The 23,810-nt window shown below is 40.3% G+C and carries 19 protein-coding genes; 14 read left to right on the top strand and 5 right to left on the bottom strand.

The annotated features are described in order from the left end of the window. The first annotated feature begins 14 nt into the window (after nucleotides 1–14). Entirely contained in the window at nucleotides 15–1,439 is a 1,425-nt protein-coding gene (locus FC81_RS04195) for a glutamate synthase subunit beta (RefSeq protein WP_057743285.1), read from the top strand. Nucleotides 1,440–1,742: 303 nt separating this feature from the next. Here the strand turns inward: FC81_RS04195 and FC81_RS04190 are convergent, their stop codons facing one another. The 3 genes from FC81_RS04190 to FC81_RS04180 are packed head-to-tail and all read right to left on the bottom strand — an operon-like array spanning nucleotide 1,743 to nucleotide 4,855. After that, complete coding sequence (locus tag FC81_RS04190; protein WP_057743283.1) at nucleotides 1,743–2,660, bottom strand: L-lactate dehydrogenase; 918 nt, start codon at nucleotides 2,658–2,660, stop codon at nucleotides 1,743–1,745. A gap of 44 nt (nucleotides 2,661–2,704) precedes the next feature. Next, nucleotides 2,705–3,787, bottom strand: coding sequence for a PTS sugar transporter subunit IIC (locus tag FC81_RS04185; RefSeq protein ID WP_057743280.1), 1,083 nt, complete (start codon nucleotides 3,785–3,787; stop codon nucleotides 2,705–2,707). Between the two features lie 30 nt (nucleotides 3,788–3,817). Next, a complete protein-coding gene (locus tag FC81_RS04180) occupies nucleotides 3,818–4,855 on the bottom strand; it encodes a branched-chain amino acid aminotransferase (RefSeq protein WP_057743362.1) in 1,038 nt (345 codons plus the stop codon). 986 nt (nucleotides 4,856–5,841) lie between these two features. On the opposite strand from FC81_RS04180, the gene mnmE reads away from it, so the two are divergent. Beyond that, complete coding sequence (gene mnmE, locus FC81_RS04175; protein ID WP_057743277.1) at nucleotides 5,842–7,230, top strand: tRNA uridine-5-carboxymethylaminomethyl(34) synthesis GTPase MnmE; 1,389 nt, start codon at nucleotides 5,842–5,844, stop codon at nucleotides 7,228–7,230. A gap of 39 nt (nucleotides 7,231–7,269) precedes the next feature. Next, on the top strand, nucleotides 7,270–9,174 hold the full coding sequence (gene mnmG, locus FC81_RS04170) for a tRNA uridine-5-carboxymethylaminomethyl(34) synthesis enzyme MnmG (protein ID WP_057743274.1): 1,905 nt from the start codon (nucleotides 7,270–7,272) through the stop codon (nucleotides 9,172–9,174). 68 nt (nucleotides 9,175–9,242) lie between these two features. Here the strand turns inward: mnmG and FC81_RS04165 are convergent, their stop codons facing one another. Next, on the bottom strand, nucleotides 9,243–9,473 hold the full coding sequence (locus FC81_RS04165) for a hypothetical protein (RefSeq protein WP_057743271.1): 231 nt from the start codon (nucleotides 9,471–9,473) through the stop codon (nucleotides 9,243–9,245). Nucleotides 9,474–9,661: 188 nt separating this feature from the next. Between FC81_RS04165 and FC81_RS04160 the strand changes: the two genes are divergently transcribed. The 9 genes from FC81_RS04160 (at nucleotide 9,662) to FC81_RS04120 (ending at nucleotide 20,014) form a co-directional block, all read left to right on the top strand. Continuing rightward, the gene (locus FC81_RS04160; RefSeq protein ID WP_057743268.1) at nucleotides 9,662–10,594 is read left to right on the top strand and encodes a glycosyltransferase family 2 protein; all 933 of its coding nucleotides are present in this window, start codon (nucleotides 9,662–9,664) and stop codon (nucleotides 10,592–10,594) included. Nucleotides 10,595–10,959: 365 nt separating this feature from the next. After that, nucleotides 10,960–12,063: a pyruvate dehydrogenase (acetyl-transferring) E1 component subunit alpha gene (pdhA, locus tag FC81_RS04155; protein ID WP_057743266.1), complete on the top strand. Its 1,104-nt coding sequence runs from the start codon at nucleotides 10,960–10,962 to the stop codon at nucleotides 12,061–12,063. Nucleotides 12,064–12,065: 2 nt separating this feature from the next. Continuing rightward, nucleotides 12,066–13,043: an alpha-ketoacid dehydrogenase subunit beta gene (locus FC81_RS04150; protein ID WP_057743263.1), complete on the top strand. Its 978-nt coding sequence runs from the start codon at nucleotides 12,066–12,068 to the stop codon at nucleotides 13,041–13,043. Between the two features lie 11 nt (nucleotides 13,044–13,054). After that, the gene (locus FC81_RS04145) at nucleotides 13,055–14,413 is read left to right on the top strand and encodes a 2-oxo acid dehydrogenase subunit E2 (protein WP_057743260.1); all 1,359 of its coding nucleotides are present in this window, start codon (nucleotides 13,055–13,057) and stop codon (nucleotides 14,411–14,413) included. Between the two features lie 6 nt (nucleotides 14,414–14,419). Continuing rightward, complete coding sequence (gene lpdA, locus FC81_RS04140; RefSeq protein ID WP_057743258.1) at nucleotides 14,420–15,826, top strand: dihydrolipoyl dehydrogenase; 1,407 nt, start codon at nucleotides 14,420–14,422, stop codon at nucleotides 15,824–15,826. A 17-nt stretch (nucleotides 15,827–15,843) separates the two neighbouring features. Beyond that, nucleotides 15,844–16,857, top strand: a complete 1,014-nt coding sequence (locus FC81_RS04135) for a lipoate--protein ligase (RefSeq protein ID WP_057743256.1) — start codon at nucleotides 15,844–15,846, stop codon at nucleotides 16,855–16,857. 96 nt (nucleotides 16,858–16,953) lie between these two features. Continuing rightward, complete coding sequence (locus FC81_RS04130; protein ID WP_057743253.1) at nucleotides 16,954–18,087, top strand: SGNH/GDSL hydrolase family protein; 1,134 nt, start codon at nucleotides 16,954–16,956, stop codon at nucleotides 18,085–18,087. A 41-nt stretch (nucleotides 18,088–18,128) separates the two neighbouring features. Further along, the gene (locus tag FC81_RS04125; protein ID WP_057743360.1) at nucleotides 18,129–19,145 is read left to right on the top strand and encodes a lipoate--protein ligase; all 1,017 of its coding nucleotides are present in this window, start codon (nucleotides 18,129–18,131) and stop codon (nucleotides 19,143–19,145) included. 95 nt (nucleotides 19,146–19,240) lie between these two features. Next, the gene (locus FC81_RS04120) at nucleotides 19,241–20,014 is read left to right on the top strand and encodes an epoxyqueuosine reductase QueH (protein WP_057743251.1); all 774 of its coding nucleotides are present in this window, start codon (nucleotides 19,241–19,243) and stop codon (nucleotides 20,012–20,014) included. A gap of 160 nt (nucleotides 20,015–20,174) precedes the next feature. Here the strand turns inward: FC81_RS04120 and FC81_RS04115 are convergent, their stop codons facing one another. Beyond that, nucleotides 20,175–21,530, bottom strand: coding sequence for an MFS transporter (locus FC81_RS04115; protein ID WP_057743249.1), 1,356 nt, complete (start codon nucleotides 21,528–21,530; stop codon nucleotides 20,175–20,177). A 339-nt stretch (nucleotides 21,531–21,869) separates the two neighbouring features. Here FC81_RS04115 and FC81_RS04110 point away from each other — a divergent pair, with 339 nt between their 5' ends. Together FC81_RS04110 and FC81_RS04105 are read left to right on the top strand one after the other, a co-directional pair. Further along, the gene (locus FC81_RS04110) at nucleotides 21,870–22,139 is read left to right on the top strand and encodes an ACT domain-containing protein (RefSeq protein ID WP_057743248.1); all 270 of its coding nucleotides are present in this window, start codon (nucleotides 21,870–21,872) and stop codon (nucleotides 22,137–22,139) included. 10 nt (nucleotides 22,140–22,149) lie between these two features. After that, entirely contained in the window at nucleotides 22,150–23,493 is a 1,344-nt protein-coding gene (locus FC81_RS04105; protein ID WP_057743247.1) for a PFL family protein, read from the top strand. The last annotated feature ends 317 nt before the right edge of the window (nucleotides 23,494–23,810 follow it).

Genomic DNA, 23,810 nt, shown 5'->3' with positions numbered 1-23,810 from the left:
GAGGAGGAAACTAGATGGCAGATCCATTCGGTTTTATGAAATACACACGTATCAATAATCCTAGCAGGCCAGTTCAAGATAGAATCAAAGACTTTGAAGAAATGAATGGGGCTCTAGACGCGAAAGAAAGACGTGAACAAGCAGCCCGCTGCATGAATTGTGGGGTTCCTCATTGCCATGCGGGTTTCTTTTATGATGGTGGTCGTGCTGTTAGTGGTTGCCCTAATGATAATTTGATCCCTGAATGGAACGATTTGCTTTATCGCAGTGAAGATAAACGTGCTTTTGAGCGTCTGACTAAAACAAACCCGCTGCCTGAATTCACAGGCCGTGTTTGCCCAGCACCATGTGAAGTGGCATGTAATGAAGCTTTACATGGTCAAGGAGTTACAATTAAAGACAATGAAAAGTTTATTATTGAACGAGCATTTGAGTTTGGCTGGGTTAAAGATAGCGGTAAGCCCTTACGAAGAAATGGTATTAAAATAGCGATCGTCGGCAGTGGACCAGCTGGTTTGACAGCAGCCTGGGAACTAAATAAACAGGGGTATGAAGTAACCGTTTTTGAAAGAGACGATTATCCTGGCGGTCTAGTGATGTATGGAATTCCCAATATGAAGCTACCCAAAGAAATTGTCCGCCGCCGTATCAAACTGATGGAAGAGCTGGGAATCAAGTTTAAAGTAAATACAGAAGTTGGTGTAACAGTATCAGCGGCTGCGCTGAAAAAAGAGTTTCAGCGAATTATTTTAACTATTGGGGCACGTGCTCCGCGTGAACTTGATGTTCCAGGACGACAGTTGAAGGGAATAATGCAGGCAGTTGATTATCTGACTTTGGCAACAAAACAGCTTATCAAAAACGGCACCAAGGCCACGACGACTTTAGCCGGTAAGCGAGTAGTTGTTATCGGCGGTGGTGATACAGGAAATGATTGTATTGCAACAGCTGTGCGGCAAGGAGCGGCAGATGTTCAACAGCTTGAGATTACCCGCCAAGCACCGCAAAAACGTTTGGCAAGTAATCCTTGGCCGCAATGGCCGCTAGTTTCTAAATTGGGTTATGGACAAAAGGAAGCTCAAACGCTTTTTGGTAAGGTCGTAACGTCGTATGAAATGACAGCAGTCGATTTTGCAGGAGAAAAAGGTGCTGTAACTAGCATGACTACAAGTAAGGTTCGTTTGTTTAAACCGATTGCTGGGACAAAGCAAGCAAAGCCAGTTGATCTTGTTTTGTTAGCGATGGGCTTTACAGGAGCACAACAACATGTTTTGGATTCCTTTGATATTACACAGATCGATGATGACTATACAACGGACCAGGAACAAGTTTATGTAGCAGGGGATGCCCGTCGTGGACCAAGTCTTGTTATCTGGGGGATTCATGAAGGTAGAATGGTTGCGAAAGCAGTTGATAATTCATGTCGGGTTCATGTTTGAATTTAATTCATGACTAGAATAATATAGTTTTTTTAGGAGTACAGTAACCATATTAAGAAAAAGAGAGTGGCTAAAAGGTGTTTAGTTGGAGAACATTAATAGTGCAAGTACAAGGCAGAGATAATCCCGTGAACGGATTATCTGATTTACGGTAAGCATCAATTTCCCGTCTTTTTGGTACATGTTTAAGTACTGGATATTCGAAACCACAAAACACAAAAAAAGAGTTCGAGACTTTCGTCCCGAACCCTTTTCAGATGTTTTTTTAGAACGTATATGATTAAACCAGCATCTGTTTTAGAATTACATCGTTGCAAATTTTTCACGAATAGTTGCAGCAGAGTTAGCCAACTTAGTTTCTTCGGTATTAGATAATGGAATATCAATTAACTCTTCCACACCATTCTTACCAATAATTCCTGGTTGTCCGACATAAGAGTCGTATTTTTTATTGTAAGAAGAGCATGGGCACATAAGGTGAGCATCATCCAAAACGGCGCGGCTTAATTTTACTGCACATGTCGCGATAGCGTAGCTTGTATAGCCTTTACCAGAGTGGATTGCCCAGCCACCGGATCTTGCTTGCGATTCAAGCTCAGTGAGATCAAGATTATGAGCTTGTGCAAGTGGTAAAACGTCAAGACCATTAACTTTCACCGTTGACCAAGCGACAAATTGCGATTCACCGTGCTCGCCGTAGACAAAACCAGCAACGTTTTTGGGATCAACATTAAACTGTTCTGCGACAACACGTTGCATCCGTGCAGTATCAAGGAAAGTCCCTGTTCCAAGAACTTGGGAGCCTGGCAGACCAATCTCTTTTTGAAGATATTGTGAAATTGCATCACAAGGGTTCATTGTATCGATTAGAATACCATGAAAACCGCTTTTCTTGATTTTAGGGGCGATATCTTTAACAATTTCACGTGTATATTCAAATTCTGCCCAACGATTACCGCTGGCGTTGTCAAGTGCATGAATGTTTCCAGCAGTAATAAATAAAATATCTGTATCAGCTAGTTCAGCATAATCCTGAATCTTAATTTTAGGACGTGTTTCAAGACGTGCTGTTGCATCTTGTAAATCAAGCTGTTCAGCACGAGCTTTTTTCTCGTTTTTATCAATTAAAACTAATTGATCTGCGTCACCTTTGGTAACAAGGGCAAAAGCAATGGTTGCACCTACATGACCAACACCGACAATTGCGTATTTTCTTCCCATAAAAGTAAATTCCTCTCTTAAGTTAATAACTTGTATATCAATTATTATACGATTTCTAAGTGCAACTGATTATTTCGGATAAAACCAGCCTTTTTCATCATACTATAAGCGACAAGTGAGATAGCAGCAGGTAAAACAACTCCTGTGAACAGATAGACTGCAAGGTCTCCCCATCCCTGTGCTGCGTAAGCTAATGGTGCAATGAATGAGTTAAGCCCCAAACCAGCTAGTTTATAGGTTGATCGGAACCCGAAGAAAATTGTCGCAATTGGTGCACAGACAATTGCAGAGAGCATAGAAGGCAGTAACAGATACGGATTAAGCAGCAGGTTGGGGAATTGGACCTTAGGGGTAATAATTCCCTGTGCAATGTTTGCGCCTAGATTATTTTGTCGGAAAGACATAACAGTGAAAGCAACGAACTGCGAGGTCGTTCCGATCAAGGCTGCAGCAGAAGAAATAGGATCAAGTGTCAAGGCGATCGCTAATGCTGCAGAAGAAGCGGGTGTCATTAAGAATAATGCCCAGACAACAGAGACACAGATTGAACCAATTAATGGGTTGACCTGCATTGTTTCTGCAATATAAGCACTGACTCCTAGTAAGAGTGGAGTCGTAACAGCTGCCAGACCTAAACCGGCAACGCCCCCAATAAAGGTTGCTGCAAGCGGAACAAGCATCATATCTAGCGGTGTTTTGCCAGTTAAATATTTACCAACTAAAGCTGCAATTAAGCCAGCTAAAACAGCGCTGATCGGTTGTCCAGTTGAAAGTGTGATTGAACCAGCAGCTTGCATCAGGTTAGCACCGGTAGCTGTAGTACCATTAACAGCACCAGTCGTAAAGTGAACGGCATTGGCACCGATGGTTGACGAAATCATTGCACTGAACATAACAAGGGAGTTGGTCCCTAGCTGAGAAGCAACTGCAACTCCTAGTGCTGGGGCAAGAAGACTATTTGCAATCAAGCCGACTTGGGAAAGTGCATTCCAGTGGACAAAGGACGCAAATGTTTGTAGTAGGAGCCCAATTCCTAATGTCACTAAAATAGCATTAGCAATTGCGGCGGTAATCCGGTATGCATAGTCTTTAACGGTAAGATTTTTCTGTGCCTCAGCATTTTCCATAATTAACACTCCTTCGAAGTTTTTAAATAGTTAAACCTTTTCGATCCAGCCTGCAGGTGCATCAACATCTCCAAATTGGATGCCGGTTAATTCATCATATAATTTACGGGTTACAGGGCCAACTTCAGTCTCACTGTAAAAGACGTGGAAGTTATCACCGTACTTGAAACCACCAATGGGTGAGATCACCGCGGCAGTTCCGCAAGCACCGGCTTCTGCAAAGTGATCTAGTTGGTCGATATAGATATCACCTTGTTCAGTTTGCATGCCTAGTCGATGTTCTGCTAAGTAAAGCAGAGAATATTTAGTTACACTAGGCAGAATCGATGGGGATTTAGGTGTCACAAATTTGCCGTCCTTTGTAATACCGAAGAAGTTAGCTGAACCAACTTCTTCAATTTTGCGGTGTTCAATTGGATCAAGATAGATACAATCTGAGAAGCCAGCGTCATGTGCGAGTTGGCCGGGAAAGAGACTGGCAGCATAGTTACCGCCAACTTTGCTGGCACCGGTACCCTTATGTGCAGCACGGTCGTATTCAGAGGCAACAAAGTTGGTAGGGGTCAAACCGCCTTTAAAGTAATTACCAACAGGCATTGCAAAGATGGAGAAAATATATTCTTGAGCGGGATGGACACCAATGTTATCACCAACACCAATAAGGTAAGGACGTAAGTAAAGTGTGCCACCTGTACCGTAAGGAGGAATATAAGCTTCATTTGCATGTACAACTTCTTTAAGAGCAGCAACAAACATTTCGGTTGGAACCTTAGGCATCATCAAACGTTCGCAACTTTTTTGCATGCGGGCTGCATTTTGATCCGGACGAAAGAGGTTAATACTGCCGTCTTTACAACGATAGGCTTTCAGCCCTTCGAAGACTTCTTGACCATAATGCAGACAAGTTGACCCTTCGCTGATAGTAACATTGGCATCTTCAGTTAAACCTGTCTCTTGCCATTCACCATCACGCCAATAAGCACGATAGCGATAAGGTAGATTCATGTAGTTAAAGCCAAGATTATTCCAATCGATCTCCTGTGGTTGAACTGCTTTTTTTCCTGACATTGTCATATAAAGTTCCTCCTTTAAATTGTTACAAAGACGCTATTTCATTAAATAATGATGAAAAAAGACACCTGCTTCGCTGAGACTAAGCGATGACAGGTGCCAAAAAAACGCCATCGCCTAAGTCTTCTTAGCGCGATAGCGTTAATGTTCTCGTAATCAAGCAGCCGAGACATTAAACAGCATATCGCGCATGTTAATAATGACTAGGCTCACTAGGTATTCAGTTGTAGTAGGACTTTTGGTTAAAATGGTTCTACAAGATTGCAACATACTATTTAACTCCCTTCTGCTGTTAATAGCAGTATTTGTAATTGATAAAACTAATTATAACTAAAACAATTAGAATTGCAAGTGTTTTTTTAATTAAAATTTCATTTTCAATAAAACTCAAGGAAAAATTGGAGAGCAACGCAACTCTCCTTTGAGCAGGGATAAAGAAATTCTATAAGTTGCGTAATTTTGGCTGATTTGAATTATTGATTATGGTGGTGGATATTTCCTGCGCTATTTATAGTTGGAAAAGATTGTAAAAAATATTTTATAATGATTGAACTTACTATAATAAACGATTACAATCAAAGAAGTAGAGGATTGTAATCTGAGAGGTATTAGTAGATTTGTTGTTTCTTAGATACAGCGGGTAAGATACCCTTGGTTATAAATCCTTTACAAACAGCAGTTAGACTATGCTGGATCGGTGAGGTTTTTAAGTGTGGTTTGGTTATCACATGTAGCAGCTTCATCCATCACAGCAGAAAAACGAGTTCACTAATAGTGGATTCAGTCTGGCTGTTGTTTTGCTATGTATGGTCAGGTCCTTACAGTAAGTATAGAATTTAAGGGTACTTATTGACAATTAGGATGTTTAAAAGTATATTATAAGCAATCATTCTTATCTTAATTGATAAAGTAGTCAAAGTGCTTTGTCCACGTTTTTTTGGCGTGGAGTGGCACTTTTTTTATTGTCTAAAAAGGAGGAAGACTTGGTGACAACAACAGAATTTGATACGATTGCTGCTATTTCCACTCCACCTGGCGAAGGAGCGATATCTATCGTGCGGCTAAGCGGGGAAGAAGCAATCCTTATTGCAGAAAAAGTTTTTGCAGGGAAAGATCTTGCACAAGTTGCGAGTCATACAATTAATTATGGACATATTCTTGATCCTAAAACAAAGCAGGAAATAGACGAGGTAATGGTTTCCGTTATGCGGGCACCTAAAACCTTTACACGTGAAGATACCATTGAGATCAACTGCCATGGAGGGATAGTAGCAACAAATCGCATTTTACAGCTGCTGTTAAGTAATGGGGCACGTTTAGCTGAACCAGGGGAATTTACAAAGCGTGCTTTTCTCCACGGAAGGATTGATCTATCGCAAGCCGAAGCTGTGATGGACCTTATTCGAGCTAAAACTGACCGCTCAATGAAGGTTGCCTTAGATCAACTAGACGGAAATCTTGCCCACCTTGTTAAAAGCCTACGGCAGGATATATTGGATGTTTTAGCACAAGTCGAGGTCAATATCGACTATCCTGAATATGATGCAGTTGAGGAAATGACGACTCGACTTCTTAAAGAAAAAGCACTTGATGTGAAAAAAAGAATACAGCAGTTGTTGCAGACTGCTAAACAAGGCAAGGTTTTACGGGAAGGATTAGCAACGGCTATTGTTGGTCGTCCTAATGTTGGAAAATCAAGCTTGCTCAATCGGTTATTACACGAAGATAAAGCGATTGTGACTGATGTTGCTGGGACGACTAGAGACGTTATCGAAGAATATGTGAATGTCCATGGTGTTCCTCTGAAATTAGTTGATACGGCTGGAATTCGTGAAACAGCGGATAAAGTTGAAAAAATTGGGGTTGAGCGATCTAGAAAAGCAATTGATCAGGCTGATCTGGTGATGCTGGTCCTTGATAGTAGTCAAAAACTAACTGAACAAGACCGCGCCCTGGTTGAATTGACTTCTAAAAAGAAACGGATTATTTTATTAAACAAAGTTGATCTAGCACAACAGATTGAATTGCCAGAGTTGAAGAAACTAACTGGTACAGATGAGTTGCTAACAACTTCTGTCCTGAAGAATGCAGGACTTGATCAGCTGGAAGAAAGAATCGCGAAGCTGTTTTTTGGTGGAATCGAGGACAGCCAAACAACTGTTATGGTGACGAATGCACGTCATATAGCCTTGCTTAATCAGGCTGAAGATGCACTGGACAATGTATTAGATGGGATCAAGGCGAATATGCCAGTTGACTTGGTACAAATTGATATGACAAATTGCTGGGATCTCTTAGGGGAAATAACGGGTGATAGCTATCAAGATGAACTTTTGAATCAGCTTTTCAGTCAATTCTGTTTAGGCAAGTAACAGTAAATAATAACCTTTTATATATGGTAGGAGATTAAAATGGAAGTAAAGCAGTATGTAAGTAAAACATATGATGTAATTGTTGTTGGTGCTGGACATGCCGGTTGTGAGGCAGCTTTGGCAGCAGCACGAATGGGGAATAAAACACTTTTAGTCACAATTAACCTAGAGATGGTTGCTTTTATGCCATGCAATCCTTCGATTGGTGGCCCAGCTAAGGGGATCGTGGTACGTGAAGTGGATGCATTAGGTGGTGAAATGGGGCGTAATATTGATAAGACCTACGTCCAGATGCGGATGCTCAATACGGGTAAGGGACCGGCTGTACGTGCGTTGCGGGCCCAAGCTGATAAGCGAGCTTATTCAATTGAAATGAAGCATACGATCGAGCGTGAGCCTAACTTGACACTACGGCAAGGGATCGTTGATGATCTAATCGTTGAAGATAATGTAGTCAAGGGTGTTATTACTAATACCGGAGCTCGTTATGGGGCTAAAAGTGTTGTTTTAACGACTGGGACGGCAGCACGGGGAAAGATTATTATTGGAGAACTGATGTATTCATCTGGTCCAAATAATTCGCAACCTTCAATGAAGTTATCAGGTAATTTGGAGAAACTTGGTTTTGAGTTAAAACGGTTTAAAACAGGAACACCGCCACGAGTAGATGGAAATACCATTGATTATGCACTGACTGAAGAACAAAAGGGCGATGAGGAACCTAATCATTTCAGTTTTGAGTCAAGTGATGAAGCATATCTTGCGGTCAAAGAGCAACTATCTTGTTGGCTGACATATACTAACGAGATGACGCATAAAATAATTCGGGCTAATCTTGACCGTGCACCAATGTTTTCTGGGGTTATTGAAGGTGTGGGTCCGCGTTACTGCCCTTCAATTGAAGATAAGATCGTTCGTTTTGCAGATAAGCCACGTCATCAGCTCTTTATTGAGCCAGAGGGACGCAATACAGATGAGTACTATCTGCAAGGGCTCTCGACTTCGATGCCAGAAGAAATTCAGCAGAAAATGGTTCATTCAATCAAAGGATTAGAACAGGCTGAGATGATGCGTCCTGGCTATGCCATTGAATATGATATTGTTTCACCATATCAATTGCGGCCAACATTGGAAACTAAGCTCATTAGTGGTTTATATACAGCTGGTCAGACTAATGGGACTTCAGGGTATGAAGAAGCAGCTGGGCAAGGAATGCTAGCGGGTATTAACGCCGGTTGCCATGCATTAGGTAAGGAAGAAGTTATTTTAAAACGCAGTGATGCTTATATTGGTGTTATGGTAGATGATCTAGTTACTAAGGGAACTAACGAGCCTTATCGGTTACTGACATCACGGGCAGAGTACCGTTTAATCTTGCGGCATGACAATGCGGATTTACGGTTAACAGAGCTAGGGCACCAGTTAGGTTTGATCTCAGATGAACGTTTTGAAGCTTTTGAAGCCAAAAAAGCAGCTGTGGCCGCAGAAGAAAAACGACTCAAAGAAATTCGGATCAAGCCTAATGATGAGGTTAATGCTTTCTTAGCATCAAAAGGTGATACACCGCTCAAAGATGGCGTGTTGGCACGTGATTTTTTACGCCGACCGGAAGTTAGTTATACTGAATTGTTGCAGTTTATCCCAGCACCTGAACAACCATTGGATCATCGAATAATTGAGCAGGTTGAAATCCAAATTAAATATGCAGGGTATATTAAGAAAGCATACCAGAAAATTGAAAAGTTAAAACGAATGGAAGCTAAGAAGATACCGGAACGAATCGATTATGATGCGATCGAAGGCTTAGCAACTGAGGCTCAGCAAAAACTTAAGAAGATCCAGCCAGCAACATTGGCACAAGCTAGCCGAATCAGTGGTGTTAACCCAGCCGATCTTTCTATTTTGGCTATCTATATTGAACAAGGACGAATTGCTAAAATCTAATAAAAAACACACTGTTTTGCCTGTCACGGGATAAGTTCTTAAAAATGGACAGCTAAGCAATGTGTTTTTTATTTGGATTCATTTGATTTTTCTGCGGGTTTCTTTTTAAAACGATTAAAAAGTAAAACAAAAAAGAATGTTGATTCGATCGTTAGATAAAAGAAATCCAGCAAAAGAATCCCTAGGATGATCCATTTATTTGCAGTTGAAATAGCCCAAATTGTTGCGATGAGTAAGGGAATAAAAAAGATACTTAATAATGCAAATGCTAGCTGCAGTTTAGTTTTAATTTTCTCCAAGGGACATCTTCCTATCTGACCGTTTTATACTATATTATACCTTCTTAAAATTTCTTTGTATTTATAAATGACAATAAAAAAACTTATTTGGGTTAATAAATGGTATAAAAGGCTGTATAATCAAAGAAGCAATTAGAGTCGAAAAATAGCTATCATTGGACTTAGACTAGCGAGGGGACATTTGTTAAATGAATAAATTAATTTCACTTGTTGTACCCTGCTACAATGAGCAGGAGACAGTACCGCTTTTCTATAAAGCACTTGAAAAAGTTAAGGGACAGCTTAGAGGGAACGAGCTTGAATATATTTTTATTGATGATGGATCAAAAGATGCTACCTTAAAAGAGCTAAAGGCATTACAGCAACGAGATCCTCAGCATGTTCATTATGTTTCTTTTTCAAGAAATTTTGGGAAGGAGTCAGCTTTATATGCAGGTCTGACTTACGCAACGGGTGACTATGTGTCTGTCATGGATGTGGATCTGCAGGATCCGCCAGAACAGTTGGCTGAAATGTTAGCGGGAATTGAGGATGAGGGTTACGATGTTGTAGGGACCCGCCGGATGGACCGGAGTGGTGAACCGCCGATACGCTCGTTCTTCTCCAATATGTTTTATAAAATTATCAATAAGATTTCGAATACGCCTATTCTTGATGGCGTGCGAGACTATCGTTTAATGACACGGCAAGTAGTGGATGCTATTTTAAAATTAAGTGAGTATAACCGCTTTTCTAAAGGACTTTTTAGTTGGGTGGGTTTTAAGACTAAGTATTTGGAATATCAAAATCGTGATCGGGTAGCTGGTAATACTTCATGGTCATTTTGGAAATTATTTGGCTATTCCTTGGATGGGATCGTTAATTTCTCGGATACACCATTATCGATTGCCTCATTTGTAGGTTTTTTCTCCTTTGCGGGCTCAGGTGTTGCGATGATCTTCATTATAATGCGTAAACTATTCTACGGTGGAAGTGTAGATGGCTGGGCTTCGCTAGTTACGATCATCTTACTGGTGGGTGGAATGCAGCTATTCTGTTTAGGGATCGTTGGTAAATATATTGCTAATATCTATCTTGAAGCCAAACACCGCCCAGTTTATATCGTTCGGGAAAAGAAATAGTTAGTAAACAAAATTTAAATAGAGCATAACAGACTACCGTTATAATAGTAAGCGTGGCTGTACCTAAAATTAATTTTGGGTACAGCTTTTTTAGTTGTGTAAAATATTGTTTTATTTATCACAAGGATAATAAAAAAAATAAAATTACTAACATGAAAGTAAATAAAACAGTTAAAAACCAAGGAGAGTGCATGTTAAAAAAACAACAATGTTTAATTTTGAACTAAAAGGGGTTACAATCTTATTGTAAGCGGTTCACATAACGCTGATTAGGAATACAAAATTCTAATTACTTTTATTAACAAGAAGGATGTGTTATCTAATAGTTAGTTATAAAGTGAATTTTTACTAAGGAGGCTTCAAAAATGTCCAAAAAATTATTTGATTTTGAACAGTTAAAAAAAGAACAATGTAATGAATTTAAAACTGTTAAACTACTATCAGAAGAAGGTAAAACAATTGATCCTAAATGGCAACCAGATTTGAGCGATGATGAACTAGTGGCGCTTTTTAAACAAATGATCTGGTCTCGGACATTAGATACACGTTCAACTAAATTAAATCGTCAAGGAAGGTTAGGTTTTTATGCCCCGACTGCGGGTGAAGAGGCGAGTCAGATCGCATCTAACTTTGCTATGGAAAAAGAAGATTTTATTCTCCCAGCATACCGTGATGTACCCCAGTTAGTGCAACACGGGTTACCGCTTTATAAAGCTTTTCTCTGGTCACGTGGCCATGTAGAGGGGAATAAGTATCCAGCGGATTTTAACGCTTTGCCACCGCAAATTATTATTGGCGCACAATATGTTCAAGCCGCAGGTGTTGCTCTTGGTTTCAAACTCAAGGGTCAAAAGAATGTAGCCTATACGTACACAGGTGATGGTGGAACGTCACAAGGCGATTTTTATGAAGGAATCAATTTTGCAGGAGCATTTCAAGCACCAGCTGTTTTTGTTGTGCAAAATAATGGATTTGCTATTTCAGTTCCGCGTGAAAAACAGACGGCTGCTGAGACTTTAGCACAGAAAGCTGTCGCGGCTGGGATCCCTGGTGTTCAAGTTGATGGGATGGATGCATTGGCAGTATATGAAGTTACACGTGCTGCACGTGAATTTGCGCTAAACGGTAACGGACCAGTTTTAATTGAGACGTTGACTTATCGTTATGGACCGCACACTCTGTCAGGTGATGATCCAAAACGTTATCGGACTAAAGAATCAGATGATTTCTGGCTTAAGAAAGATCCGCTTGTTAGAATGCGCAAATTCCTGACAGCGAAAGGGATATGGTCAGAAGAAAAAGAAGAGCAGTACGTTGAAGAGGTTAAAGCAGAAATCAATGAAGCAATAGCTAAAGTTGAAAACATGCCAAAACAAAAAATTAGTGAGTACTTAGCTAACACCTTTAGTGAGATGCCTGCTAGCATTCAAGCAGCAGCTAAGTACTATGAAACAAAGGAGGCCAAATAGCTATGGCTAAAATGACAATGATTAAGGCCATTACAGATGCCTTGGATGAAGAATTAGCACGAGATGAAAAAGTCTTAGTTTTTGGGGAAGATGTTGGAAAAAATGGTGGAGTTTTTCGTGCAACAGAGGGACTTCATGATAAGTACGGTAACGACCGGGTATTTGATACGCCATTAGCTGAATCTGGAATTGGTGGGCTGGCTGCTGGTCTGGCACTGCAAGGTTTTCATGCTGTTCCGGAAATTCAGTTCTTTGGATTTGTTTATGAAGCAATGGATGAGATCGCAGGGCATATTTCACGAATGCATTTTCGTTCAGGTGGAACACGTAAAATGCCAGTAACTTTCCGCGCACCTTTTGGTGGTGGGGTACATACACCAGAACTGCATGCAGATAGTCTGGAAGGCTTAGTTGCACAGATGCCTGGTTTACGGGTGGTAATTCCAAGTAATCCGTACGACGCAAAGGGATTACTGATCTCTGCTATCCGTTCCGAAGATCCAGTTGTTTTCTTGGAACATATGAAACTGTATCGGTCCTTTAAAGAAGAGGTGCCTGATGAAGCCTATACTGTGCCACTTGATAAGGCTAAAGTTGCTTTAGAGGGAACAGATATCAGCATCATTACCTATGGAGCAATGGTGCGCGAAAGCCTGAAGGCTGCAGAGGAACTTGCTAAGGACGGTATTAAGGCAGAAGTTGTCGATCTACGAACAGTCTCACCTTTAGATGAAGAAACAATTTTGACCTCAGTTAAGAAAACAGGTCGAGCAGTAATTGTTCAGGAGGCTCAAAAGCAAGCTGGCATTGGCGCACAAGTAGCAGCGTTGATTGCAGAAGAAGGGATTCTTTATCTTGAGGCCCCTGTTGGTCGGGTCGCTGCGCCAAACACACCATATCCTTTCAGTGAAGCCGAGAGCGACTGGCTTCCAAATAAACAAAATATTATTGATAAGGTTAAAGAAAACATGAACTTTTAGGAGGCAAAAACATGAGTGTATACCAATTCAAATTACCTGATATTGGTGAAGGAATCTCCGAAGGAACGGTTGCTAAATGGTATGTTAAGCCCGGTGATACCTTAAAAGAAGACGATGACTTACTAGAAATTGAAAATGATAAATCAGTTGAAGAAATTCCAGCACCAGTTTCAGGAACAATTAAACAAATTTTAGTTAATGAGGGTGAAACTGCAGAAGTTGGTCAAGGATTAGTTGAGTTTGAAGTAGAAGGAGACCTTCCTGCAGGAGCACAGGCGGAACAAGCGGCGCCAGAGAATAGTCAAGCAGCTCCGGAGAAAACAACAGAACAGACCCCGGCAGCTCCGGCTTCTACGACAGCACCCAAAAGGACTGATGAAGCAGCAACTGAGCAAAAAGCTGCACCAGAGCCAGCAGCCTCGGAAAATACTGCAGCAGCTCCAGCAACAGCTGATCGCAGTTTACCAGTGCTAGCAATGCCGGCAGTGAGGGTATATGCCCGGCAGCAAGGTGTTGATTTAAAGCAAGTTAAGGGGACTGGTAAACATGGACACGTAATTCGCGCTGATGTTGAAGCCTTCCTTAAAAACGGGCCAGCAACTACTACTCCAGTAGCTGCGGGAAAACATTCAAGCGAACAGACTGCGCCAGTTGTGGCTGGTGATGAATGGCCTGAAACAAGAGAAAAAATGTCAGGGATTCGTAAGGCAACTGCTAAAGCAATGGTTCGCAGTAAGAGTGAGATTCCACACGTTATCGTCTTTGACGATGTGGTAGTTGATAAATTGTGGGATCATCGTAAGAAATACAAAGGAATGGCGGCTGAAAAGGATGTTCACTTAACCTTTATGGCCTACATCGTCAAGGCATTGGCAGTGATTTTGCGTGAATACCCAATCTTTAATGCTAAGGTTGATATGGATAATCAAGAGATCATCTATCGTAACTATATTAATGTAGGGATCGCAACAGACACGGACCGTGGTTTGCTTGTTCCTAATGTTAAACATGCTGATGAAAAGAGTTTGTTTGCAATTGCACGTCAAATTAGTAAGAATACACAAAAAGCTAAGGATGGTAAGTTAAGCGGAGACGATATGAAGCATAGTAGTATGTCGATTACAAACATTGGTTCAATTGGGGGGGGTTTCTTCACACCAATTATTAATTGGCCTGAGGTTGCTATTTTGGGTGTCGGTCGGATTCAAAAAGAACCGCTTGTTGTGGATGATGAAGTTAAAGCAGCATATGTTATGAAACTATCGTTATCCTTTGATCATCGTGTGATTGATGGGGCAACTGCTCAACGGGCACTCAATCGCTTAAACGAATTATTAAGTAATCCAGAACTTTTATTAATGGAAGGATGACGCCGCATGGTAGTAGGAGATTTTGAAATTGAATTAGAGACAGTTGTTGTTGGTGCAGGACCTGGTGGTTATGTAGCGGCCATCAGAGCCGCTGAAAAGGGTCAAAAGGTTACTGTTATTGAACGTGAGTTTATTGGTGGAGTATGTCTGAACGTTGGGTGTATTCCATCCAAAGCCCTTATTGAAGCAGCTCACCGGTATCAAGCAGCAATGGGTTCGCAAGATATGGGTCTGCGAGTTACTGCAGCGACCTTAGATTTTAAACAAACACAAAAGTGGAAAAAGGAAGGTGTAGTCGATAAGCTGACAGGCGGGGTAGCTAGCTTATTTAAGAAACACCATATTGATGTTGTCTGGGGCAGTGCTTTTCTAAAAGATGAACACAGCTTGCGCGTTATTAATGATGACCACGCACAAACGTATACTTTTAAGAATTTGATCGTTGCGACTGGCAGCCATCCGATTGAGATCCCTAATTTCAAATTTGCAGGAAGAGTCCTCGATTCAACTGGAGCATTAGCTCTGCAAGAAGTTCCTAAAGAATTAATCGTTGTTGGCGGTGGTTATATAGGTTGTGAGCTGGCATCTGCTTATGCTAACTTGGGTGCGCATGTTTCAATTCTAGAAGGTGCTGATGGAATATTGGCGAACTATGAGCGCGATCTTGTTTCAGTAGTTGAACACCATTTTAGTTCACAGCATGTAGATATCTATACCAAGGCAATGGCCAAAAAGGCTGAACAAAGCGACCAAGGTGTGACAGTTACATTTGAAGTTGATGGTAAGGAAAAGCAGTTGCAAGCAGATTACTGTGTTGTTTGTGTTGGACGACGTGCCAATACGGCCGACATGGGCTTAGAACATCTTGGTATAAAAATTGATAAACGTGGTTTGATTGATGTTGATGCACAAGGTCGGACTAGTGTACCTAGTATTTACGCAGTTGGTGATGTTGTTGCCGGAGCTGCACTTGCGCACAAAGCCAGCTATGAGGGGAAGATCGCTGCTGAAGCCATTTCTGGTTCGAAGGCAACAGTTGACTATCATGCAATGCCAGCTGTCTGCTATACAGATAGTGAAATTGCAACCACTGGGTTGACTGTAAAGGAAGCTAAAGCCCAGGGATTGGATGTTAAAAAAGCACAGTTCCCATTTGCCGCGAATGGGCGTGCGATCTCAATGAATAGTACAGATGGTTTTGTTCGAATCGTTTTTGAAAAACAGAGTCAAGCAATCGTTGGCGCACAAATCGTTGGACCTAATGCTAGCGACATGATTACAGAACTGACATTAGCAATTGAAAGTGGAGCAACTATTGAAGATGTTGCTTTGACGATTCACCCGCATCCAAGTGTTAGTGAAGCTATCATGGATGTTGCTGATTTAGGTTTGGGTCTACCCATTAATATTTGACGAGGAAGTGTAGGAGTATGCAGTATGTAGTGATGCCAACAGCTGATATTAGGAGAAACTTAGCAACAGAACAATATTTGATGAATAATGATCAATTAGAGTTACCGTTAATGCTTTTTTATATTGAAAAGCCATGTGTAATCGTTGGTCGTAATCAGAATACAATAGAGGAGATCAACCAAAAATACTGCCGGGAGAATGACGTTACGGTAACACGACGCCTATCAGGCGGTGGGGCAATGTACCAGGACTTAGGGAATCTCTGTTTTAGTTTTATTGTCGATGCCGGTAGTCGTGAATTTGGTGACTTCAAAACAATGGTTGCACCTATTGTAGATGCATTGCATAAAATGGGTGTAACAGGGGCTGAAGTAACGGGACGAAATGATATTGTCGTCGATGGTAAGAAATTTTCCGGTAATGCAATGTACACACGTGGGGGGAAGACCTTCTCGCATGGAACGTTGATGCTGGATGTTGATACCGATGAGGTTACTAAAACATTGAATGTTCCGCTGGATAAGATTAAATCAAAGGGGATCAAATCTGTTCGCAGTCGGGTAACCAACCTGCGACCATACTTGTCTGCGAAATATAAAAATATTACAACTGAAGAGTTTCGTGATTTACTTATCCAAAATGTATTGGAGATAGCTAACCCACAGGAGATCAAGCAGTTTGAATATAAGCTGACTGAAGAGGACGAGAAACAAATTACCCAACTTGAGGATAAGATCTATGCTAACTGGGATTGGGTCTATGGTCAATCTCCTGAATTCACGGTCAAGAAAAGACAGCATTTTACTAATGGAACAGTTGATGCCCGGATTTTAGTCGAAAAAGGGAAGATCAAAAACATTACTTTCTTTGGGGACTTTTTTGGAACGCACATAGTTACTGAACTAAGTGAAAAATTACTTGGTTGTTTATTTGAAAAAGACAAAATAGAAGAAGCTTTGAAAGATGTTGACTTAAATCAGTACTTTCAAGGTATTCCGCGACAGGACATTATTGATTTGTTAGCAGATTAGATACGCAATAATAATTAAAAAGTAATAAATAAAGGACTGGAGAAAAAACCAGTCTTTTTATTTTAAAAAATAGCTGGTCGGATGGAGGAAAAAACATTGGAATGGAAACTAGGTTGGTACCATAATTGTGATGACTATCGGGCACTGCCATTTACTTTTCCGGAGCTAACGGAAGTTGTTCAAGCTACGCTTAATTTAAATGGAGATGGTATCCGCTTAGGTCTATCTAATTTGTATGGTGAAAAAGATCTTATTTTCCAGAAGGTTGAAGCTGCTACAGATGAAAAGTTTCACGTGAAACAGAAAGTAACTTTTGCGGGGATAGAGCAGGCTACGGTTATTAAGGGAACAACCCTCAAAAGTGATCCAGTGCATTTACAAGTGAAAGCGGGGATGAAACTTTATCTCAAGCTCAGCAGCAAGTCTGTTCAAACATATGCTGATTTCTGTTGCACTTATGATACGACGTTAACTAACGCTAATTTTGTTCGCCGATATGCTAGTACACCACATCTGCATCATTCAATGGATGCACGCCGCGGTTGGTTTTGTTTAAATGAAATCGAGGTCCTAACAGATTCTCAGCCAGCAGTTGTAAATATAACGGGTGATTCCTTGGTTGAGATGGGGCAAATATCAACTAGTTTGGCAGAAATCGTTTATCAAAAAAGACCGGGGAAAATAGTTTTTGCCAACACGGGGATCTCAGGGGGGAGACTTCTGCATGATGCACCACAAGATGAACCTCTTTATCAGACTTTTGGGCCAAGCTTGCTACGAAGAGCGGCAACAGAGGCTCAAAAGCTAATGCCAGTACTGACGATTGCATTTATTGGGTCTAATGACTTGATAATGCCTTTGGTTAGTAAAGAAGCTTTACAACAGCAGATAGATATAAATGATTTTGCGGATGGAATTATACAACTTAAAAAGGTTTTGCAAAGGAATCACAGTCGGTTACTGTTAGGAACACTGCTACCGTTTAGTTTAGGACATGGGTCTGTACCACATAGTAATATTTATACGCAAACGTTAAATAAGCGGCAAGAAATCAACCGTTATTTACGCCGCTTACCAGAAACGTTTGACAGCAGCCAGCTCGTTGAAGATGATAAGCAACGCTTACAATCGCGCTATGATTTTGGCGATCATCTTCACTTAAATAAGCGAGGTGGTCAAAAAATTGCAACTGCTATTTGGGACCGAATACAGGAAGAAAAAATATTTTAATAAGCTTAAAAAGTAGTCTTTGGTGGAAAGAATGTGTAATGATGAATTACTTAGCAATGAAGACATATGATATTAGAACTAATTTAGCAACAGAGCAATACTTAATGACTAAAAAGAACATTGAATTACCGTTAGTTTTATTTTATATTCAACGTCCCTGTATTATTATCGGACGTAATCAAAATACACTTGAGGAGATAGATCAGGCATATTGCCAAGCAAAGCAGATCGTGGTTACCCGCCGTTTATCGGGCGGTGGCGCGATGTATGATGATCTGGGAAATCTGAGTTTTAGTTTTATTGTCCCTGCTGACCGTCGGCGTTTCGGAGATTTTAAAACGATGGTTGCCCCAATTGTGACCGCCCTGCATAAATTAGGGGTGACTGAAGCGAAAGTAACAGGCCGAAATGACATTGTGGTCGCGGGTAAAAAATTCTCCGGTAATGCGATGTATACGAAAGCAGGCAGGACTTTCTCCCATGGGACATTAATGTTGGATGTCGATATGCAGGAGGTTGCCCAAGCTTTAAGTGTTCCACAAGATAAGATTCAATCGAAAGGAATTAAGTCGGTACGTGGTCGGGTTACTAATCTTCGTCCTTACTTAGCGGAAAAATACCGTAATATTACGACAGAAGAGTTTCGTGATTTTATTATTCAAAGTGTTTTGAATGTTGATTCAATGGCAATGGCTAAGAAAAATAGTTATCAATTAACTATTGAAGATCAGGCTGAAATTGCAGAGTTGGAGCAGAAGTATTATCGTAATTGGGATTGGGTATACGGACAGTCACCACAATTTACACTTCAGCGGAGACGGCATTTTACAAACGGGACGATTGATGCACGAATTCTAGTTGCCAACGGCCAGATCAAGAAAATTAGATTTCTAGGTGACTACTTTGGAACAGCTGATGTTACTGACCTGGAAAAGCTTTTAATAGGAATACCTTTTAAAAAAGAGGACATTAAGTCTGTATTGACAACACAGTTGGTTGACAACTACTTTCAAGGAATAAGGCTGGATCAATTAGTCGAGCTCTTGTTTGATGATTAGGGCTTTAGGCAAATGCGTATAAGACTAAGTGAATATTAGTCGAATATGCTATACTAGTTTGCAAAAAGGTGTTTTTCTAGTATGAAGGTGAAAGAATGATTGATCTACATGAAATCCTAGATCGAATGAACCAGAGTCAGAAGATTAATTATGATAAAATATTGCAGAAGATGATCAAAAATTGGCAAGATCAAAAAATACGGCCACGGATTTTACTGCACAGCTGCTGCGCTCCCTGCAGTACATATACACTAGAATATTTAACGAAATACGCGGATGTTACTATTTATTATGCTAATTCCAATATTCATCCGCGTGCTGAATACCAACGACGTGAATATGTCCAGCAAAAATTTATCACTGATTTTAATCAAAAAACTAATAATAATGTTCAGTTTATTGCTGCTCCCTACGAACCACAACAATATTTTGAAGCCGTTAGAGGACTTGAGAAAGAACCCGAGGGCGGGGAACGATGTGAAGCTTGTTTCAATTATCGCTTAGATTTAGTAGCAGCTAAAGCAGTTGAATTAGGTTTTGATTATTTTGGCAGTGCATTAACAATTAGTCCACATAAAAATTCACAGGTAGTTAACCGAGTGGGGATAGATGTTCAGAACTTTTACACAACGAAATATCTGCCTAGTGATTTTAAGAAGAATAATGGTTACCGGCGTTCTGTCGAGATGTGCAAGGAATACGATGTTTATCGTCAATGTTATTGTGGCTGCCTTTTTGCGGCGAAAGCTCAAGGGATTGATTTATCGCAAATTCGTCAGGAAGCTAAAACTTTTATGCAAGGAAAGGATGCTGGAAAAGAGTTTCCAGATATTAAGTTCACTTATCATACGAAACAGCAAGATGATTGAGCTTTCCATGTAATTGGCAAAGACAAGAATCAACGAATAACTTAAAAATAATAGACTATGCCCAATTGTATGTACCCACAGCAATAATTAAGCTGATCTGGGGGATACAAAAATTAACTGGGAATAGTCTTTTTTAGACCGTCTAATTACGGGCGGATAGTTATTTCTTAGCCGGATATTTCAAGTAAGAATGAAATAGTGTGCCCATTATAATTAAAATCAAAACAGTAAACCAGATTGCAAGGCGTGTCCCAGTCACAAAAGATGATGGGCTATCAGCTATGACAATCATAAGTGTGACAGAGACAGATGCGGCAACTTGTCTGAAAGTATTGTTCAGAGCCGTAGCATGACTGATATGAGGTAAGGCAACATCTTTAAAAGCTTCGGACATGGCAGGTGAGAAGACGAGTGCGTTACCAATCATCCGAAGCATATAGGCACAAGTAATCAGCCAAATGGGAGTTTGGACACTGATAGTTATGAAGGGAATAGTTGCCAATAACATCAAAAAAATACCAGTACTGATAAGCACCTTAGGGCCGTGAGTATCATAGTAACGTCCAGCTAAAGCAGCAAAAAGAGCATTAGCGACAGCACCAGGTAGAAGAATTAAACCCGCATGCATACTACTTAACCCAGCAATATTTTCAACAAAAATAGGGATGATCTGCTCAGTACCGATCAGAACCATAAATGCAAAAACACCGATAAAGGTTAGCATTCTAAAAGATCTTAATTTTAGTAGGCTGACTCGCAGCATTGGTTCGGTAAGGCTAAATTGCCGACGTGTAAAAATCGTTAGGAATCCAAGCCCTGCAATTAACATTATTAGACCAAACATAAAAGATTGCTGAAAAACGGTCAAGCTAGCCAAGGTCAGACTTGAACCAGCCAGTGAAAGTAGAACGGAAAGTAAATCAATTCTAACAGCTCGTCTTTTAGAATAATTAGGAAAAACAAAGTAGGCAATAAGCCAGATTAAGATAATAAAGGGAAGGATCAGAGTAAACAGGTAATGCCAGTCAAAGTAATTTAGAATCAGTCCGGCGATGGTTGGACCAATCGCTGGCCCCGAAGCAATTACTAAACCAGACATTCCTAAAACAGTGCCACGTTTTTCAGCTGGATAGATGGTTACCATCGTGGTCATTTGAAACGACATCAAAATACCGCCAGCACAGGCTTGTAATAACCGTGCTGTTAATAACATTCCAAAATTAGTTGCGAAACTCCCTAGGAGAGTTCCTAGAATAAAGACCGCAGTTGTGGTTAAGAAAACTTGCCGGTTAGTGTATTTATCATAAAGGTTAGACGATAACGGTGTAACGATCCCGATTAGTAGCATATATCCAGTTGTTAGCCATTGTGCGCTGGTTAATGAAACGTGTAAGGTGTGTTGGATAACAGGTAAGGCTGTGACCATCATTGTTTGACTAGCCAAGTTGAAAAAGGTTGAAATCAAAACTAAGGCTGTAACAATAGTTCTTTTATGAGTGCTCATCTCTGAAGGCATGTTCAGTTCCTTTCATTAACGTAGGTAGAAATAAATAAGTATCAATGCCTATTCATGTTATATGTATTCCACACTAAATTCAAGCATTACTCTAAGCTGATGAGGTGATTAATAATATAATTCGGTTAATTGGCTAAATACTTTTAAAATATGAACTTAATATACGGATATAAAGAAAGAAAAATTAATAGTATAAAAGAAGTTCTCTTCTTGTTATAATAGGTTTTATAATATTTAAATTTTAAATAAAGGCCTTAGACGTAATTGCGGTTTTGTTCGGGAACAGCTATACTTTAACATAAGTTGCGAGCGTAAAAAATTAAAAATGAGGTGACCCACGTGAAAGCTATTTTGACAACGATCGGCAAAGATCAAGTTGGGATTATTGCAGGAGTAAGCCATTTCCTTGCAGAAAAGAAAATTAATATTTCAGATGTATCACAAACGATTATGAACGGTTATTTTACAATGATGATGATGGTTGAGATTCAAGAGGAACAGACTGAGTTTACGACTTTAACACGCCAGCTAGATGAATTGGGGAAACAACTGGGGGTTGAAATCAAAATTAGACGTGAAGAAATATATGATGCAATGCATCAGCTGTAGGAGGGACTAAATGGAAACAGAGAAAATCAAAGAAACGATCCATATGATTTCTGATGAAAACCTGGATGTCCGGACAATTACAATGGGGATCTCTTTATTAGATTGTATTGATAGTGATAGTACAGTGGCTTGTGAAAAAATTTATCAGAAGATAACGACTAAGGCTAAGCATTTAGTTGAAGTTGGACGCCAAATTGAAGTGGAGTATGGGATTCCAATTATTAATAAACGCATCTCAGTTACTCCAATCGCGATTATTGCAGCGGCCTCAAGCGACAAAGACTATTTTAAATATGCAAAAACGTTGGATAAAGCAGCTAAAAACTTAGGAGTTAACTTTATCGGCGGATTCTCAGCACTAGTTCAAAAGGGTTACCAAACAGGTGATTTAAAACTTATTCGTTCATTGCCGCGCGTCTTGGCTGAAACTGATCTGGTCTGCGCGTCGGTCAACATTGGTTCAACACGAAGTGGGATCAATATGGATGCTGTTGCTGAGATGGGAAAAATTATCAAGCAGGCTTCAGAACGATCATTTATGACCAATACTAAGATGGTCGTCTTTTGCAACGCTGTGGAAGATAATCCTTTTATGGCAGGAGCATTCCATGGTGTAGGTGAACGCGATACTGTCATCAATGTTGGTGTCAGTGGACCAGGTGTTGTTAAACATGCACTTGAAGAAGTTAAAGGTGAGCCAATCGATGTTGTTGCGGAGACGATTAAGAAGACAGCCTTTAAGGTAACTAGAATGGGCCAGTTAGTTGGAACGATTGCGGCTGAGCGACTTGGTGTACCTTTTGGAATTGTCGATTTATCACTTGCACCAACTCCAGCGGTCGGTGATTCAGTTGCACAAATATTAGAAGAGATCGGTCTAGAACAAGTGGGAACACATGGAACAACGGCAGCGCTGGCATTATTAAATGATGCAGTTAAAAAAGGCGGCATCATGGCTTGTAGTCAAGTTGGCGGACTTTCGGGAGCTTTCATTCCGGTTTCTGAAGATGCGGGAATGATCGCAGGCGTGAATAGCGGTTCATTGAATATCGAGAAGCTCGAGGCCATGACGGCTGTTTGTTCAGTCGGTCTTGATATGATCGCTGTTCCAGGCAAGACACCAGCAGAAACAATTGCAGCAATGATCGCTGACGAAGCTGCGATTGGAATGATCAACAATAAAACAACCGCAGTCAGAGTTCTGCCAATTCAAGGTAAAGATGTTGGTGATACGGTTGAATTTGGAGGCTTACTTGGCCATGCACCAGTAATGGCGGTCAATGCAGCCTCATCTGCAGCAATGATTCAGCGGGGCGGCTTGATTCCAGCCCCAATCCATAGTTTTAAGAATTAGAGGGACAGCATAATAGTTTTGAGCATGAAAACTTAAAGACAAACGATTTTTACTTATAAATAAGTATAATAATCTAAAAAAAATCTTTTTACTGGTTTTTTTATTAAAAATAGTGGTAAAAAATATTAATAAATGGCTGTTTTTGAGCGTTAACTATAGTTTTCAAAGGATAATGAGTTGTACTCATCTGTAGTATATAATTTAGTGGAGATATATAGCTAATGTAATATGCTAAGGTACGCAAGATAAGTTTAATAAAGGATTGAGATCCAAAATAACTTTTGGCTCAGTCCTATTTTTGTACATTAAAAGAAAAT

It is taken from the genome of Liquorilactobacillus capillatus DSM 19910 (assembly GCF_001434915.1).
In the GTDB taxonomy this organism is placed as follows: domain Bacteria; phylum Bacillota; class Bacilli; order Lactobacillales; family Lactobacillaceae; genus Liquorilactobacillus; species Liquorilactobacillus capillatus.
This window is presented reverse-complemented; position numbering and strand designations above follow the sequence as displayed.